The organism is Legionella qingyii, assembly GCF_003184185.1.
In genome coordinates this window covers 24591-45242 of record NZ_QHJG01000009.1, presented here as the reverse complement: position 1 = coordinate 45242, position 20652 = coordinate 24591, and the positions used below count along the sequence as shown (strand labels likewise).

The following is a 20652-nucleotide window of genomic DNA, read 5'->3' as shown; positions in this document are numbered from 1 at the left end:
TTTACAACCGACTCCGAAAACGATGTCATTCTCTCCGTAGATATGCCTGAAACCCAAACGCAGTAAAACTACACGTTAATTAACCACCTTACCACAACGTACTTCCATTATAACGACTTTACGCGTGCCCCCTTCCATTTTGTAACCATCGTTGAAACGGACGTATAAATTTACGTTAATGACCGGTACCACATGTACAACAATGACACTTACTAATAGAACGATTTGCACTGTCAGTTACCTACTTCGGATATAAACTTAAAAACCCCAATTGACACCCACACTAAATAGGGCTATACAGGGTAAGTCGTTTTGTTCTTCGCATAGCCACGCTATAACAAATACCTTGCTTGTTACTCATGCCGAAACTAATAAATGCGCTATTATACCGTAAATCAGAACTTCTGTTCCATGTTGCTCTCAACTTAAAACGATATCACCTGCTTCATCTGAGGTAAGAATAACTACTCCGTGCATGTGGAGAGTAATAAAGCCCACGCCGACTTCTATCAAGACTTGAAATGTAGTTTTAGTTATGTAACTAAGGGGTAAACTTCTTTGTTCTCCTTCTCCCACCACTTCCCCTAATATGACAGCTACTCTTCGTTTTCGTCCGTGTAGAATGACTATATCCGGTAGTTGTATATCTTCTCAATGACCAATTTCGTTTTGAAGACCTAGTCCCACTCTCGAATATAGTACGATCGTTGTAATACAATTACGTAGTGCATTTACGTCGTAATTTCCGGGTACGATACAAAGTAGCGCTACAGCTAATATAGCACTTCCTACCTGTCCAATAATAACAACTGCTTGTATGACCAGCTTGTTACGGACCAGCCGCTACCAGACTTCCGAATGTAGTCCGGCAACTTCGATTTCTTCCACAAAGCTAAGTTTTACTTTTGGTCTGAGAACGAAGTTAATGTAAGGTCTTAAAAAAGGCATACATATTATTTAACAGCCCGTACTGACCTTGGCGACTGTGTCTTCGAATGCTTAATGTCGTTTAGATATTAGAACTACATCAACATTAAGGTTGGTTATTTGGATACCACGCTTTTCTGCTCAGCCTAGACCAAATAAATTGTGTCTTTCTATTTAAGCTCCGGCAATATCGCCTGTAGGCACTCACATAACGAGCGTTTGTTGGACAGGAACACCCATGACAAAGCTAACTTCGTAGACTCAAAAATTCAGTTGAAGAATTTTTTCTTTTATAATTTGTAGTTCATGAATTACGGTTTAAGGTACTTTTTCTCCGCGTTTAATAACGACTTCGTCCAGCGGGTCCACGTCATTGATAACGATGTTTATACCGACCTGCTCCTTGCCTATAACAAGAACCACCTTCGTACAGACGACTAAATCGCGTTGACGGACTTTGACGTTCGCGACTTCTTTAGCTGCGACATTTTGTCAATACCGTCTTTGCAGTACTACTTCATTAACGCCGTCCACCTAATTCTTAATATCCAAGTCTTGCTGTACTCAGCGCAGCTTAGCTATTAGTCAACGCCCCTGCGAGTCCGGCAGTCCCACTACACCCCTCGTCAGCGAAGATGAATAGAGAACTTCTATTAAATTACGCTTATAAACGAAGTCTCGCACAACGCAGCTACTACGCAGCAAACCCTTACTTCGGTCCCCTTGGCTAACTTGTATCAAATCATTGGTTTCGTTAACTCTTACGAGTTGCCTTTGAACTCCCCGTAGTAAAACTACACTCTTTCGTCAACAACCTAATGCTGTTACACCGATTACTAGTTTCTGTCCAATAGATATGCGTTGCTCGGAGTTAGTACCGATACTGTCTATGACTTCTTCACCAGTTATAATACTCTCTCCTTCAGTATAGTTTAGAACAACTATGAATATAAGGAGGTGTTTCAGACCTTCTAGTTACCCTAGGTTTTAGAAATTCACTTCACAACTGACTACTCAAGTTTGAATTCCGAGGACACGAACTTACCTAACTTCGTCTAGTAGTATAAGTTGGTCTTGTTTATTTTCTATTTTAAGAACTGTAAAGTCGATTCTTTATACTACTTTTTCATTTTGTCCGACCGTCTCGGTGCTACAGAGTCAAACTTTTTAGTCACTAAAACGTTTGAAATCTATTAGTTACCGCACTTGTGAATCGACATTACCTAGTTAATGCAGTTCCTTAAGTAAACGCGCCGATACGTGTTTTTCTAGGTTTCGTTCTCATATTTTTTCTTCGGAAGCGGAACAAATGATGGTACGAACTATTAAATTTCATACTACATTAAGCAAACTAAAGAAGTCAACTTTAAGTTTGACTTCTTCTACAATTGCGTCAACTTCTCGTTGCTGCACGACTCGTTCACTCATTCTACTCGAATGTTGTGCCATTAATACAACTACTTTTACTTCTTCTCTGCTGAGTTTGTATGTCTTCTGTACTCTTCTTTTAGCCAGCTTTGCTAGGAACAGGTACACCAAGCCCATTTTTTATATTTTGTACAGTACCTTCGAACCGAACTCGTAACTTCAACGACATCGCCAATAACAACTACTTGTCGTCGCATAGAACTAATGGGTTGCAGGAAAATTACAAGGAGTACCTCCTACAACCCTCAAAGGACCGCCATTCAACCTCCGACTACTCGGAAGTCCTAGGCGTGACTAAGCTCTTTAGTTCCTTCTCCAACCTAATCTACAAAATGTTATGTTTAATAACTCACTTTAATTAGTAGTTATAAGACTATTTCTTCATTTTAATTAATAAAAAGAACATTCGGTTAAACGACCACGAGGAAGTACGGACCTTCCCGTTAACCGGTACTTCACCCAAATAGGCGTACTCAATTTAGTGCTTGTAAAGGGACTTCGGTTAGCCTTTCATTAACGTTACCATGTCTTGATAAATACAACATTACTTAGAAATATTTTCCGACAGCGAACCCACTTACCTACGTGAATAAAACCATTTCGATAAATCAAATGTATATGTTTTATCTAAAGCTAAAAATATTACTCCAACTTTTTGGCTCAAAAAATTTCTACTTAATATCTCATCTCGATCAACAACTTCATTATAATTGTTTGGTTGGAAACAGGTCCTTGCTAGACCGATTGTGGACGGAATATTGGAAACGAATAAGTTTAATATTGTACTCAGAAGTTTACGTTTAGGAAATCGATCCCGCACTGGAGCTTAATTACGAACGACCGATTCCACGTGATTAACAATCTATTCGAAAGATTTTATTTTCATTTAATTAAATTGAAAATACGATTATAAACTAATAGATCTAAGCAAAAACTAGTAATGAAACCACACTATTTACAAGTACTGCTGAATTCCCTCATTAATAGTTTACAATTTGCTTTTAGGGTAGCTCAAATTTAGACTTTCACCACGACACATATGCCAATTCCTTAACTTACTTACGTAACTATGTATACCCATAGAGATACTAAAATTCTCAGGTGTTAATAGTAACGTCGTCTAGTCCGGTAAAAGCCGATTTCTATAATTAGTTTATGATCGTTAACTCCTACAAATGTATTTGATATTTTCTTTACAACTTCTTTCTTACCCTAACTCACAAGAATTTTCATCGTTTTAAGTCCCCCTATGTAACGTTGAGTACAACTTAAATGAATGACGAAAGCTTTTCCCTCGACTTCTTGCACCACCAAATTCATACAAAAATCATAGTTCACTAAAACGTGGACGGGAACGTCTTGGTAATCTTCGAGAAATGTGAGTGAATCTTTTTATGGGCCTCCTTTTCCTACGAAACGCCATATAAAGGTTGAGTAAAGAATATCTGGTTCTATTGAAACAATGAATGGATTCAGTTTAATATTTATTAATGGTTACAAGATCAAATAAAGGTAAAGTTCATAGATGCTACGAAAGTCAACACAATTCGGTGTTGAATATAAATGAATTACCTGTAGCTTCTCTCGAAAGATTACTTCTTTTACTTTCACTTTTTTGCCGAGTCTCTGTCCGGAAAAAACTATCTTTTGGTTACTGATTAATATACCCATAAGTTTAATGCCCAAACTGTTGCAGACTAATAGTCTGACTTTTCCATTAATACTTTGATCAATCAATAGATCTATTAAATGTATAATGGACATTTCTGTAAGGACTCTAAAGAGACCATGCATTAGTTGATGATTAATGATGATTTGTTCTGGCTCTTAAATTCTGCCTTGATTCCCTATTTTGAGAACTTTTTCCAGACCTATATTGGCAATTATTACAACGACCTGTGATAGTTAAGATATAAGGGCTATATTTACATGATCTATTTTTTAACAGATTACAGCTTTATTTTTGTTCCCTTTACTTAAGTTATATATTTTTATATATCACCCGTTAACCCACGAATAACCGAAATTTAAAAACCGATTTATTTTAGTTCTATATTACCTCGCACTAGACTCTGAAGTAGAAGGTATTGTCACTTAAGTAATTGTTATTATAGGCCACTTCAGTCTTATATTAGACGTTTAAAAAGAAGGAAAAACATTATTGAACAAGAACAACTCGATTGTAATAATAAAAAATAATTTAATAAGTAGGAAACGAGATCCTATACGTACGAAAAGCACAGTCCAGAATTCAATTTCAGTGGTGTATTATAAAATCCACATAATTACCATAGGTATTTTACAGCTTATGCAACACTAACTAACTAAGCGAGGCCTCACAGTAAAAATGGAACTGGTAAGGTCTCAGGTACTTGTAATTCATACCTCATTCAAAAAAATAGATGAAGTGTAAGCTGGGTAACGTTTAAAGATCCCACTAAATTAGGATAAGGACCTATTACAACAAAAACTACTTATAAATATAGAGGAAGAGGATTATATAGCTACAATAAAAAGTTATTGTAACGTTAAGGTATTTACAAAAGCTGTCGTCCAAATTTTTACCTTTTTACTAATCCTTCCTCGACGACGTCTAGTCTTTTTTATAAATCTGATTCAAGAGATAGAAGAAGCCAATGTCATGCTACTCGCAACATTATATGGAGGACTTTTGTTTTTTATAGTTATAGTGCTACAAATAACTATTTCAGATTATTTCCCGGAGCATACGCCGGAGGGGTATTTAAATTTCATTAATTAAAGTAACTAAAACTTAAGGAAAAAGGAAGTAAACTTTTTTTAACTGTTTCGAGCCCGAAAGATAACGACCATGTCCCTATTCATAGCCAGTGTACTATAAAAAACTGAAGGCCTCCATAAATAGTACATTTAGTAATTGACTAAATCAATTAAGCAGTTATAAGTACATCAATAGATAATATAGTAGACGCAAAGGATTCGCTTATAATTATAAGCCGACTCGTCTATTTTAACGGACCCGAACAAGAAATGACGTAACTAGGGCAACGTAATTAGCCCGATAAACATAAAGAAAACCACGTGTCTGTTCGTTTTAAGATAACTATATTCCTATACGAACAAAGCATTAGTCATTTCCCTAAAGATGGTATGTTATTCCACAGCACGTCCATAGTTGAGAAAAAAAATAAAGAACAGCCTATTCGCCTACATTCTCAGGGAGTTCGGTCAGAGAGAGAAATACTAATCTTTTATAATAAAGAGAATCAAACGATGCTAGGTTGAGCAATAGAACAAAATCTTGGAATACCGGTTTTACAAGGTTTTAAAATGATATTCGTTCAAGTAAGAAAACCCAGTCGAGAGAACTATAAAACAGCCGTATTTAATGTAGTTATGGTTCAAAACTTTTTTCAAGTCGTTGTCATCAAAAGGGTGAGCGATATAGCGGACAATTAGGGTGTGTTATTTGGTATAACAAATTTAGAGTAAGAATAATTATGTCCAATGATGTAATTATATTGTACATCTTCCATGCCCTGAAAATACAAACGTTATACGAACCCGGCGATTACGACGTAGTAGTGCTAATCCTATCACTAATGATAAGGTAGAGTACCGAAGAGATAGTTTTCGTCATGTAACGGTGTACCCACAATGTAATCACGGTACTTATTTAGCCTGCGTTGACCGTAATCTACAAAATGTGCATCGCCCAAACAACGACAAAAAAAACGTAAGACTCATTCTTTCTAAATTTCTTTAAAAAACCATTCATGAAACTCTTCAGGTAAAACACACCCAAAGTAGCACTCAACTTGTAACGGTTATTAATGGAAGACACAAATAATCAAGTCGTTTTGAACTTGGACTCTATGGATCTTGTTCTTTTTTTGTTATAGAATATATGAATAAGTAAAAAAAAAAGAGGAACTTCGTCAAGCTAATTGACAAGATGTACATTTCGAAATCTTTTTATGGTCGGAACGTATTCGGCTTGGGGCAAAACATTATTTATTAAATTAACAAGAAGACAAAGATGAGGAAGACGTTATTAGCAATTTAATTAAAAAAACCGATTTACTTATTAGCGTAGTAAATTACAAAGACGTTGTCGAAAACATGGTTATCGTACTTACTTATTAAACAGCTAAAATTCCTTTAACTTTCCTATCACAACGTTTATTGACTATGAGCTTACAGGGCAAGGTATTAGCAGATATCGATTACTTATGGGTTATAGAGACTCGAGAAAATTAGACAACTTTATATAAAGTAATAAGTATAGTTCATTTAATGCGAGACAATAAAGTTTATTATAAACAAATCCACTTTATCGTATAACCTCGTAATCGCATATTTTAACTCCTTTTTTAACTGATAGTCACTTTACATCCCGTGTTTATAATTTACGTTCTACTTTTAATACAACCCATAGGTTCTATAAAAATCTAAGAAATTTACGATAAAGTTATTAAACGTCCCATTACCCCTGTTAATTCGGTCATAGAAGTCGAAGGAGCTATTTGTCTAGACCGTAATAATAAACTAATGGTACTAGAACGGTAGAATTATTTTGAAGACGAGGTCATATCCATAACATAACGCACAATTTATTACCAACTATATGTCCCATTTTAACAAGTGAAAATTATCGGACAAAATAGCGTGGCACATTACTTATTATAAATAATTTAAATAAAAATTAGTTTTTTATATTTCTTTAGCTTTTATGATTTTATAGTTCTTACTCGTCCTAAACTAATATGGTCTCGAACAATTAACTTCAAACTAGCCCAGGAAGGTGTCATTCGTGTTATGGTAGTTCCGATAAATTAAACTATGATCGTTTATAAGAAAGAGGACGTTACCCTTTAAATAGATAGGTCCTTAATTAACGTCCAAAAGATTAGACTTATTAAAGAAAAAAGACTAAGTGTAGCATATTGCATCAACATAAATAGGGCGAGAGACCTAATAAGTTAAGTAAAACCTCATGACCCCTGTTCTGTTAGTAAAGATACAATTTCTATGGATAAAAAAAAACTTAATGTATCTACCCTAGTTGTTTGTATCCATAAAAATCGCCAGGATATTAACTGACTAACTATAGCACTAAATCTACTTTACAAACTAAAACACCATTACACCTCGTACATTAGACCACGAAAACTAGTACTTAACGATTAGGTCTCTAAACTCCTACTAACTAATGCTATACAACATTTATTCCTAACTTTAGTAGGAACGTTAAATCTAATAAGAAAACTATACGTCCATAAAACATATCAAGTAATTTTTGCAGTAACTATTTTTGTAGTTATAGAACTCGAGCAAATACCCAATATAGACATTATTTTAATTTTCTCAAACGTTGTGACAATACGGTTATTTATATTCTTTTGCAATTTTCATTTTTTTACCACTTTTTATAGGTCTTATTGGAGTTAGAGAACATCTGTTATTTATGGTACAAAGACTTATAAAAAGCGTACTAAATGCCGCAATGTATCCGAGGGAAATATCTCACATCACAATAAAGGCGATTAAAGGGTTAATGAAGTACTAAGCATAAATTACCTCCTTCGGTCATTTCCCAAAATGGATATCCAGAATAATTCCGCGGTACCAAATCACGAACGACTATTTGGAATAATGGATAAGCCACTACAAGTCATGGGAGCTCTAGACGACGCTGCTGCCGAGGTTAAGGAGCCTGTAATGAATTAAATGGTCTCTCAAACCGATGAAGACAATTCCGGCATTTGTATATAAATGGGTCTAAAACTCGCACGAGCTAATAAAAAAGAAGTGCGTACTGTGCTTACCAACGGTTACGCCGCGACTGACGCTCCCGTAAAGGTGATATACATACACTTACATTCTTCCTGAAAGGTGAAAGTATTAGACGTATTTTTTCTAGTTTCTACCTCGACAGCTAGTAGTGCGTCGAATCTCCTTATCTGGGACTTCAATTAGGGAACCTATTTGTTTACTCTAGGCTAAGTTGTAGTCGTACCACACTTCGATTGGTAAATGGACAAGCGGGGTACGGTCAGTAATAAAGTAGCCATTATTCTATTTATAAAAACGAAAATCGGGTCCTGCTATCAGAAAATTCCTTTAGCCCTGACATTGTATTGTAGGGTGGACGTGGAACTTGATCCCCAAGATGATGATACCGTGTCTGAAATAATGATTAGCGGAGATTAAATAAAAGATTTTAACTGGTTATACATAGCGTTAATGAGGTATTTCTTAGGAGAAACGGTCTTTATATTCCTTATAGGAGTTATATTACTGTCGATTCTCTTTTACTAAATATCCCAAGAAATATTTCTGGATTTAGTGACTACGAGTAACATGGATCACAAAGGGGTACTATAGGCAAGAATTCACGTTATTTGACTAAAGATAGACATATCGGAAACTAAACTAACCGTACCTAACGATCAAAGTAGCGTTAAAGTTGTCGCGACCTCGGTAGTGACCGCTTCTTATGTACAACGAAAAATCATTAAACTCGATTGAGAAGTCGATTGAGATGTTCAACACCTAAACACCATAAACGACATTACTGTACAAGTTTCGCTAAGTAAACTAGAAAATAACGTGGTTATTATCGTCCTACCGGCACTGGATTTCTAAATGTGGTGGTTGACCTCTACCGTAGTTAGTCACCTGGAAATAACCATATCTCCATTGATGGTACTCGAAAAAGTTATTGGTTGCCTCCCGTACTAAGTTTTAGAAAGTAAACGCACGTTCCCACGGTTTTTACGAAATTTAGAGATGACTAATTAGCTAAATACAACTGGTAAAATTTTTAAAACCAACTGTTCTACTCCGCCTTGAAATAGTACAGGCAATGAATTTATTTTACTTTTGTTATGTTTTACATCCCTTCAATCTGAAAGCGAAGCAAATTGTAGGAACTAATCCTCCTTTGGACAACACTGAGTTCTATTCTTCGTGACCAGACAAAGACTTTAATTTCGAGAAATACTTGTTGGTAAATTACTAGAAAATGTAGTTCGCGTACACCATGTATCTCTTATAGTAGTTGGATTAAGCAATGTTAAACGATGTAATAATTCATAATTTTGTCCCCGAACAGGACTCCTGACACCAATAACAAGAGTTTCACCTGTAGTATTTTGAGTACAACTTTTTCTTTTCAATTACAGCCAACGACTACAAAATTTTCGGCGAGTCCTTCGTTTTCTTCCACCGCGGTTTGCAAAAACATACCCCCGTCGGACCGCTACAGGTGGACTATTCCGGTACTCACTCAATGTTCTTTACTAATTCCCTCAATTCAGTAATCCAGATCTTTGGACATACTGAAACCCGTACAACTTAGTTCTTGTCCGACGGTCAAATTTCCTTCGACCAAACCTAATAATATTAGTGTTATAACTGTGAAGTGGAAGAATAATACTTTTTCATCAATGTTGTGCATTTAAATCACTAGCAAATCTATGTAATTTATTACAAGCTAGTCGACCTTAATTACAGACAACGCCGCCATAAAACCCGAACCCACTTTGTGCACTTCTGGCTTAACTTAAAAATAATTGAAATCGTTTATACCTTTGTGGAGGACTTTCGCAAGGTTAATTAGCAAATTATGGACATCTCCCTTGTGGAGAACGTTTTCGCGTTGGTCATCTTCCCTAGCTCAATCAAGCATGTTAACGATGGCGGTCTTAGGATTACGGCGTTTCGCAGTAAGCTGATTGTCGACCTTCCTGCCTTTACTCACTACTTAATGTCCGGGAAACAAAGAAACGTCCACGCTTAAGTCATAAAGAACCACTATTCAATAATTGACTTCTTTTAGGTGTCGCACGATTTCTATTCCAAGAAAAATTATTCGAACCAGATTGACTCTACCAAATTTACGGAGATTGAGTATTCTAATCCTTAATATGATTGGTCGACCGTCTACTTCCAAATAATTCTTGATCCAAGCACAGTCGACTCCTAAGGAGCAATTAAGTAAAACTATCGTTACTAATAAATAGTGATCGTTCTCTATTTGCATAAAGACTTCCTATGGTTGCTCCTATACGAGACATGGGATCACCATCACCCCGAAGCTACAACGACTCACCTATAGTGGGGTTAGTGGCTCGACAACTTCTCCGTAAGAGGTTAAATAACCGGCATCTGCTAACATAAAATAAAAGAAGCCCTATACGCCGTTTAGAACGGCAATGTCGTAATGAACCTTCCAATTTTCAAGTAACAAAATAACTATTTCTTTAAGTACGGAGTTAAATACTACCGAATCAAAATAGCGTCCATTTGATATGCGCAATAAACGTATTATTAAATCTACTAAATTCAGCATTTAAATGGAACCTAAAATTCTTAAGTCGAAATTAGTGACTTCCATAAAAATCGTACTCACCGGTTAACAGAGGTAACCGTTTTGATAGAAGAGAAACGTTACGCTTACTACCACGTGAAAACCAACTACTCCGCGTAAGAAAACCACAAGAACCGTTAGTCCCTTCCCCCCGTTGCCGGATAGTACCCGATTGAGTTTTACTTCAAGGTAATGCTTATTAAGGAAATCCTTTTCGAATACGCCGTGTTCCGCGGGAACAACGTCCGTTTCGTCTGACCTAGATACGAAACAATGTTCGTCCTGCGAGGTAATAAATAAGTTGTCGTCAATCGGGACGAAATTCAATACCGAATAACTTATGTAACCTTAAACATCAGTTACGGCTTCTATCCGCGAGATTTGATCGTGTTGATTATAGAAATAAATCTAGTATGCACTTTGTTAGCGGAAATTTGACCCGACTAAGATACTCAGGTTAAGTTGTTGAGGTTAATCCTACAGGTGTAAATCGAAACGTAATACGAGCGCTCAACTTCTTTTTCCCCTATTCGACGACACGATATTCTTTTGGGTGACACTCACAGTTTCGGAGACCTAATGCATAGTAAAACTTAATGTTAGTATGAGGGCTTGTCTAAGCACTCAATAAATTAGTCTATTCACATTACATACTTGTATTCGTAGGTATCAATGCCTCTTCCTATAGGAGAATAAAAAAAAGTACCTACCCCTAAGCTGTCGGTCCAGACCAGTGGTAATTATGGATTCGAGGAGTACCTAATAGTTGACTATAAGCAACTAAACGGTCCTAAACCAGTATCGGGTTAGTACCTAACCCTATTTAAATTTTGAGAGAACCAGTTGGTCAATGGGCTTTTTAAACGTAATTATCCAACCAGATACCCCCCTAATATACGTTACGCAAAACGTCATCTTCTTGGACTATCCCATCCAATAGAATAATTACACTGAAGTAGGGGAGCTAAAAATATATGGCTAGACACCGGTCCACAAAGACTACTTCAAAAATTTTTTAAAATATTCTTTAATAGTTTTCTAGGTGTACGATGTAATTTTCTTAAAAATCTCGAGTTACCTTATTTTAGATTACTTCTCAATGTAGTAGACGGAGTATTTAACGGTAGACGTCTTCCGAACCTTAGACCAGAATTCTAAAATCTTTGAACCCTAAACGCACTTGTTAATTTCGTCAAATTGTTCGGTTGGACGAAATATAAACCAGCTGAACTAGGCTAACACGGTTAATTTCGTTACTTGAGGTACGTTAACCGGATAGGACTTCGAGTAATACACAATATATTCGCTCGACGGGTGTACGGTAAAAATAGTGTACGTCTGAATAAATAACTGCTTCATGCTCCTAAATAATTTACTTCGTAAAAAAATAGTGACCATGACTGTGCCTAACACCATTTTGGATACAATGTCGTGCAAACCGTTTAGTAAAAAGCCGAAGTCGACGTTAATTTGGACATCGTTCACCTACGTACCTTTATCTTCCATTTGACCAATCATCACTACGTGTTATATATGTTTTTTTATCATAGTTAAACCTACATTAGTTAGGAACCGCTAAATTCTACGGACATAGCGGAGTATAACGACGTATAACACTCCCTCCAATGAACAGGTAACTACTTTAACGCCTAATAACAGAATTAAACGTTGACCTACCATAGCTTTGCAATAAGTAACTTCCACGACCACCTAATTACCAAGGTAATTTACTAGTACTTTGAACCTAACTAAAAAACGCCTAATGTTTTTATGGACAATAAAATCATCAACCGTACTTTAACCCAACGTAATTAGTACGAAACAATTGTCTTTACCAAAATGCGTGTTTATTATAAGTTACATACCCCACCTAACGGTTGACGTAACTAGGTCGATACGTCCGGAATAGACGATTATAACTATGTAATTTGGTTTTTGAATTAAGAGGAGAAAATCGTTCTCACGGAAAACCGCCACTTGAATTATACTAACCAAGGAAAGAACTAACTAATAATCGAAGAACTCAACCTATAGCAAAAAATTAGAATATGAACAGCAAAGTTATAGTGATAACATAAAATTACTTCTTAAGTAAATTACCTTCCCTTTTGGTACAAATGTGCTCTATTCAACTACGTTAGTCATTACTGACGAAAAAAACAAGAACAACGTTGACCTTCAAGTCGTCGTCTATTGTTACTGTGATAACGACGTTGACTTTTTACGATACCTTAACGATTTTTTCCCTACTTACTGACACGATGCCGTTGACGAAGTACACGAAGAAGACGATGATTTCTGTTCGTCTTTCTACGGAAATAAAACAATGGATTTCCTGAGACACTTGCTTAACAACCCCCATTAGAGTTTGGGCTCATTTTTAAATTATATATTAACTAAATTTGACTATAATTTTATTCCTTTAATTAATACTTCGTTTGGGATCCTTCGAGCGAGAGTAGTAACGAATAGCGTTAATGAAAAAGATGAGGTTATAAACGACGGAGACTTTGCATATGAAACCTATTTTTAGTATGAATATAAAATACCTCACGACTTGTGAACCCAAAGTGTTGAGTTATACCGTTTACCATACGTTGCCCTGTCGATCAAGAACTATTTCTGTTAGGTTCAGTTTCATTTTAATTACACTGTTAACTACAATTCCTATACTAATGCCCATAAGGACTCGAACTATTTGTAAATTTTTCATTAAACAAAAAACTGCGACTCGTAATAGGATGTCGTTGGAAACAATCATTATTTCATTGCGGAGTTCCACTATTATTTCGTTGTCAACTACCGTGGAATTGAAATGCACCCCATTCGTTTGGTCACCACAATGTTCAATGGAATTTATTTCTCCCCTACTTAGGTTAATCATTATTCTACAGACAACCAAAATGTCGGTGTCCGAGATATTTAGCAAGGCTAAAGCCTTAGTTACGTAAGAACGGGCGACACTCGCTATTTCACTTAGAAAGATAACCTCGACTCCGAATAGATCTAGTCTTATGTTTTGGTCTAGTTCTATTTCTTGTCCGTGTCCCATTTTTTATCCTATAAAGTACGTTTAGTTTTTGTCGAGTTGAGTAAAACCGTAGTAACGCTATCATAAAGTAACCCATTAACGAAATAATTATTATCCCGATAACCGTGATCCAAACATATACCAAAGATACGGGACCTCACGGGTTTCTGACTTTAAAATACCGACCGTATTTCTCATACCAAAAAATCAGGACAAAAATCGATAAAATTCTTAGTAAACCGCGAATCGCTTACTTTCAGGACTTGACCGAAATGGAACCGAACTTTTTTAACGACGTGCGTCGTACGTGACCCGTAAAATACATAAATACAAACGATACGGTTAATGACCCACCAATTAATGGAGTCGTCGTCCCAACGGACGTAGTAAAAAACCTAATAAATGGGATGGATTAGAATATCGCGGACTACTTTCGTTTGCACAGAATAAACTTACCCAAGTACTCACCAATCCAATACGAGAATAACGCCGTTAAACATACGTACGTCGACGACGAGATTTTGTAGTAAAATAGTTATTCCTACTATATAATGCCTCTTACAAGGGTACTTTTACTAATTCATAAAAAAGAAAGAAAACAAAAACTCATCACAGTTACGCTTAAGCCGACGAAATGGACTTACCTGTGAACAAGGGTTACTTTCGTCATATTCAAAATGACGTTGTGTTTTATTACGTGGACAATGACCGAGTAAATTTCTCAAATGCCGTTTTTATCAACGTCTGGGGGTTTTAATAGTTTTGTCGTCACACCTACATCAACACTTGTACTTAAGTGATTGTTGAAGTATACGCCTTTAAAGCAGTTATAATGAGTCAAGTCTGACCAAATTACGATTTCTCAAAGGATCCCGACTCAAATTCAGCTGATTTAAGTGATTTTTCCTACTATTTTTAATACTTCGATAACCCTATAATTGGTATTTTTTATTTAGCCACGGTCATTGTGAATGAAAATGACGATGTCTCAGTGGATTTCTAGTAGACCAACAACTTCCCGTATGCTTGGATTTTGCTGAAATAAAACCATAACCTGTTCCACTAACCAGCTCATGATCACTTTATTTTCTACTCCATTGGCATTTGAAATTTCGCCAACGATGCGTATTTGTTATTAATGCAATTTCAATAAACAATATATAGTATATGTCCTCCATTGGAACCTCAGGTTTAATCTTTTATTTCATCAATAAAAAAGTAGATATTGACTACGACCTTTTCGAATAAGTTATGAGCTCTTTCTCCCTCGGGGGTTATTTAACCTATTCCTCCATACCGAGAACGCCCTTTCGAGATAGGGTCCTGATAATTGGTAATCAAAAAAATCGTCACTTGTATTGCTAAAACAGGTAGCCTCTGATCCGAAGCACCCTCCCCTTACCTTCAAGCCTGGTGTCCTTATAGTATTTCGAGTTCTTAAAAGTTTTGTACGACTTCAACGAAAATCGTTCAGAGAAGGACTTTTTAGAGAACTATCAAATCAATTTAATAATTGACTAGTACCAAAGCTATAAACATTAGTTCACTGAGGGTTCGTATTACTCAGAAGAGTTTTGCGGTTCAATTATCGAATATGACAAAGACGTAAACGTCTTAATAGTTGTTATTGCTTATCGATATGATGACTAGAAATTAAACCTGATTAATTGCTTCATTAGATAACAAGTTTAGATAAAGAATAGAAGTTTTGATTGCAGTCAGAGCTCTGATACTTTATAACAGAATAAGTTCAAATGGTAATTCTTCACTCGCATTTAAACTCACTCTGCCGCAGTACCTGCGGAAGTAATTACGGTCAACATTATAAGACCCTCCAAACCTATAATTATACAAGGAAAAATTTTTTTGGTACCGGTATTGGCTTTAGTTGTCACTCTACTAAGTAGTAAACTATAGGGTACCTTTTTGGTCATTGGTTTGACAGAGGTCCCGGTTAAACTTTAGAGGGTAAGCTACCGCTGACTAATATACAAGGACGATGCGCTTGATAGGTGAAACAGCTTTGAAATATCAAACGGGGCTCCCAATCTTCGGTTGACAACACTTTCACTATTAATTACGCTCGGAATCCCTACTATTTCTGAACCCTCCGGCGAACTCAACGTTTCAATATCTGTCTTTGAAGAAATTTTTATAAGGTAACGTCCATAACTTGTCAAGGATTTTTCGGATTAAAAAGTAACTATTTTACCGAATTACAGCGTTGTGAAGAACGACCACAGGTCATAAATTTTACCATTAGTAGGCTTCTTTACATGACGTTTGGTCTATAACATGATGATGGGACATTTAATATCCAGTAACTTGACGCTATTAATTTTGGGTTCCGACAAAAAAATGACCCAAATTAATCATAGGGTTTTAGTGGTGGATTTGACAAACGAACTGACAGTAAGTTCGAAGATGAGAGCCCTTATAAGTTTGCTCGATACGGCCGTCGTTATCCAAGAACCTACTCTACTCGTATCCTTTTTAATTACAAACGGGGATACCTTTCTATAACTAATTAAAATTACGGTTCTCGCCCTTATTTTAGTTATAATACGCAAACTAACGCACGTTCTTATATCGCTTCTTAGCCAACCAATAGGTTAAGCGCTAATTTTAGTAAGCGTTGCTTACGTTTTGGGCGATGTTTAGCAAGTAAATATCCCTACGATTCTATGTATCTTCCGTTCTTTTTTAACCTAAATCTTCATCAACTAGGGCTAAGTCAGGGGGGTTTTCCATAAAAAACGCGTTAGGGCGACTTGAGTTTAACGCGAGAACGGTTCCACGGATCTTCCTATTCAACAACTACTCCACTTTATCAATTACGGCGGCCCAACTTCATTTGCCGACACCGTAGAAAATGATGTCGTCAAGGTTAACAAACAAGTTATTTTCTCCGTACATCACCGCTTGGATTCTTGTTTTTTGGATATTAATTCATGAAGGAATATAGTTAATTCGATCGGTATTTGGAACTCCGCTCTTACCCTTATAGAAAGTTCAACATTCTCATAAAAAAGTATATCAGTTCCTTCAAAATAAAACGTTCCAATTAAGTTTGGGTTGTTCTCTCAAACCGATACTACGAGGTCTTTTCGTAGTTAAACGAACTATTTCAGTGTGAAACGTGAAAAACGCCAAATATCAGGTATTAAGATAAGTAGGATTATACTTTTAAAGAGTTTGCTCAAATTTAAGTACCTTCTATATTTACTAAATAGTCGATTTATAATATGGAATAAACTTTGTCGTATACTACGCTAAAAACATGACCTACCTTTAACAAAACAACTGACGTTGTTTGCTCGACTTCTTAATAAGCTTTGGTGAGTACTATTTGAATATCCAAGGTGAGGTCGGCTAATAAGAGGTTTAATAGTTGGACTGCCACTCGAAAGTTTCCTTTTTCAAAAATTTTTTTAGCTTGTACGAGATAGACATCCAGGAGTTAGAAAACTTACCCTTGTAGTTGCACTTTTACCGAGCTTTAAATACCGGCTACAGTCAAATTTATTTAATTGCGAGCCCTTATTTCAAAATAATGAGCGTTATCATGCACTATAGTGGCTCGCTTTTGTGTGTCTTCGAAATAACATACTATCACTTCGTGCGAAGGCTCGGAATTCACTTGTTAGCGAGTAACCTTAGATATAATAATTGTTATTACAAATATGAATACATTTAAGACGAAAACGGTTTTAGTAATTCACATGAGGTCTACTTAATTAACCTTGGCTGGGTTATGAAGTAAAAGTAGGACTATCGTCTCTAAAACACTGCTTCGTTTATAACCTTTTTTATAGACCCTTAAATTAAAGCTGCGTTATGGTTCGATTTTAGAATCGTTGTCTATTACGCTGTTCTGTACAGCGCTAAATGTCGTGGTCCTAATAGAATTTAGTGGTCGGACGTTAGTAACCTTCATAAAATCTATAGTGTCTTGTCTCCGTGCGTGAGCTTCTTGTTCTTTTTTTATAAGAAAAAGTGTTTAATAATTGACTACATAGGTTGGCTGAAAACTTACGTTTTAATCCCGTCAACTTAGTTCTTTACCGCCTACCTTACGTCGCTTAGACACTTTACGAGCTATAACTACGGCAACAGTAGACCCTTGGGAAACTATTTAGCTTAATAAATAATTTATCAATAGTAGCGGCCGTTCAACCGGGACTTTAAGGGGTCTTTCGGATACGATTTCTAATAAAGGGGACCACGCTTGTTGTTGAATTTAGTCTTCTCAGAGAACAAAATAGTAGTTATTTTTTACTAAACGGTGGGCTCCGTTTCGATCTATCTCGCTCGAAATTAATAAAACCTCAGTTCTCACATTAATTAAAAGTTGAATTCCCACTCGTTTTCTTATAATACCCATAGTAAAGAAAATTATACTATGCATTACTTGCTTATACCTGCCAACTACTTAAATTATTTAAAGTTTACCAAAGAGTAAATATAAGGTTACGTAAAAGAGCTTTTTTTCGGCTTCTTTTTAATGAACTTTCGCTTAGAGCAAAAGCGTATAACTCGTCGGTGAGAAACTAACCGCAAAAATAACAGGTCCTACTTGATAAATGAATACACTTGAGTCGAAATCGTTCACATAAACCAATATGATCACCACTCTACTAACCGTACTTATATTCTTTGAACCGGGTAGGACTACTCTAAATATCTTACTTACTATGGCACAATTTTTCTAGAGTTCTTTATCTATAAGGGGAAGTGAAACTTAAAAACCCGCACTTTTTTTTACCCCTTGTCTAGTTGGACCTTCAAATATCGAGGCTTTGATAAAATCTTTTATTTGGACGTCATTAACCTAGCCAAAACCTATAATGACTTGCCTTTAACCGGCTCGTTGTTAATTTTTTACGGATATGATTAGAATTTTTTAGAGAACTACTATGTTAACAATGATACCGTTTTTATCAGCTTAATGCTCTGGGCATATGCCGTCCGGTAGTTCTCGCCCATCGAGTCGAACGACATCGATAACGATGTCTTTACCCTCACCTAGGTTTAGAATAACTTGTTAATTTTTACCGACGGTATTAGGTACTATATCCTTTTTAATTACATGGATGACTCAATAATTCATTTGGCCCTTTCGATCGGCTAAACCTTAACGTCGACTATTTCTGCGTGCATGTTTCACCCATGCTTTATCATTTCTTATACTTGAATGAAGGACTACATCGAGTCTAATAAATAGTCGTAGTGCTTGCTAACCTACCAAGACCGATGGGGTTGGTAAATTTTCCATTACTATAGGCAGAGCTTCGTTTTTATGAACGTCAACGTCTAAATCAACTTCGCTACAGAAGGGTAGCGGGGATATCCGGACGAGCACCTTAACTACACCGAGAACTACTTAATACATTTTTGTCGCCCCTCGATATACTGGGACTTCAAACATTTTGGACGTAATTCTAAAAATTTCTTTTATTTAAATTTAAAGTAATACCACGAAGACATTACATCTACAGACGGAACCCTCCCCGCATTCAGAACAAACTTTTCGTAAGAAGCCAGAAAAAACTTAAAATGATTAAAGTTCACTAAGAACTCACAGAAACACATAACCAAAATTTTTTCGCTAGTTTTATCGATGAATGTTGAGCCCAATAAACAGAACGAAACCCCACTTAAACTTAATACATCAGCAATTAACGCTGGTCTGGTAGAAATTGATTCAACAGATCGCTCGCTTCAAGTGATAGTTTTATTAGTTCTCCTATTAATTTGTGTCGTGTTACAAAAAACTCTAGGTGAAGTTCTATTGTGTATTATAGTAGTTATTAGCGAAAGGAATCAACTAGAAGTCACGTCTAGAGGTATGGCGCGTGTTACCCATTATCTACTAAATACTGCCACAAAAATATGACGAAATCCAGCCTACATAAAACGCGTATAGGTACTCAATTAACTGACTAGCTACTTCGAGGATTGGGTTATTCTACTCTACGTGAGAGTTGTGACATAGGAACTTTTAAAGAAAAATCACAAAAACATAAATTGCGTTCACGGTACCCCAGACAACCAAATCGTTTTACTAGATTCGGTTATCCATTTATCGGAAAAACAAATTCAACAAGTCTTCGGTCCGTTTTGTAAAGATAAGCTGACCGTAGTAAACCCTCTAGGAGAAGGACCTAATCAACGTACACGAAAAAGTAGGTTGCCTGTACTCGCATCCGTTTTTTCCGTTAGGATGAACCTAAATTATTTCTTTGACGAAGATATAATAAAAGTTATGAAAGATAACAAACAAACCCATTAGGTATGTAGTTTAGTTCCAAATACAACAATTACGATATGACAGATTTTTCTAACTACGTACTAACTTGGTTAAGCTAACCAACGAGAGATAACTAGCGGACAACTTGCAGCCCCAATTTTAGAACACGCGGTTACGAATAAGCTAAGTGTTCCCGTGATCGTATCCGCGAATAAAAAAGAAGTAACTATCATGCTCCCAGCTGAAGATACCGATAAAGACGTACTCCACGATGTACTTTACGGAGAGCTTATGAAGAGTAGTTGAAGTTTTTATTAACTCCTCTATTATTCCAACCACTCGGGGGTGGTTTTACTTATACTCAGTGCAAGTTCGTAACCCCCCCGTCATCAGACCATTGATTCAAATAAAGAACATAATTATGGAATTGTATGAGAAGTTGTCGCCTAAGAAACAACGACTAAAATCATATCGTAGGCGTTATGGTCGTGTTAACGACTGTCTTACCTTATACTTATATATTTCTGTTTCACAGGACCCGACCCTATCGTACTTCGGTAACGCTTATTCAACAGCGTAATTAGAGTCATCTTTTCACTCCTCGCCAACCCATCGATCATATGGCACCTTTGACGGGGAGTATCAAATTATAATTAACAAGTC

Annotated in this window: 1 protein-coding gene; it reads right to left on the bottom strand. The window is 36.2% G+C overall.

Features of this window, described 5'->3' with window-relative positions:
• Window positions 1–2259 precede the first annotated feature (2259 nt).
• The gene (locus DGG96_RS07300; protein WP_110142081.1) at window positions 2260–2472 is read right to left on the bottom strand and encodes a hypothetical protein; all 213 of its coding nucleotides are present in this window, start codon (window positions 2470–2472) and stop codon (window positions 2260–2262) included.
• Window positions 2473–20652: the final 18180 nt, after the last annotated feature.

Bases quoted from the DNA above. Each gene is read 5' to 3' on its own strand.
- DGG96_RS07300 (WP_110142081.1), bottom strand. From the start codon at position 2,472: ATGGGCTTGGTGTACCTGTTCCTAGCAAAGCTGGCTAAAAGAAGAGTA.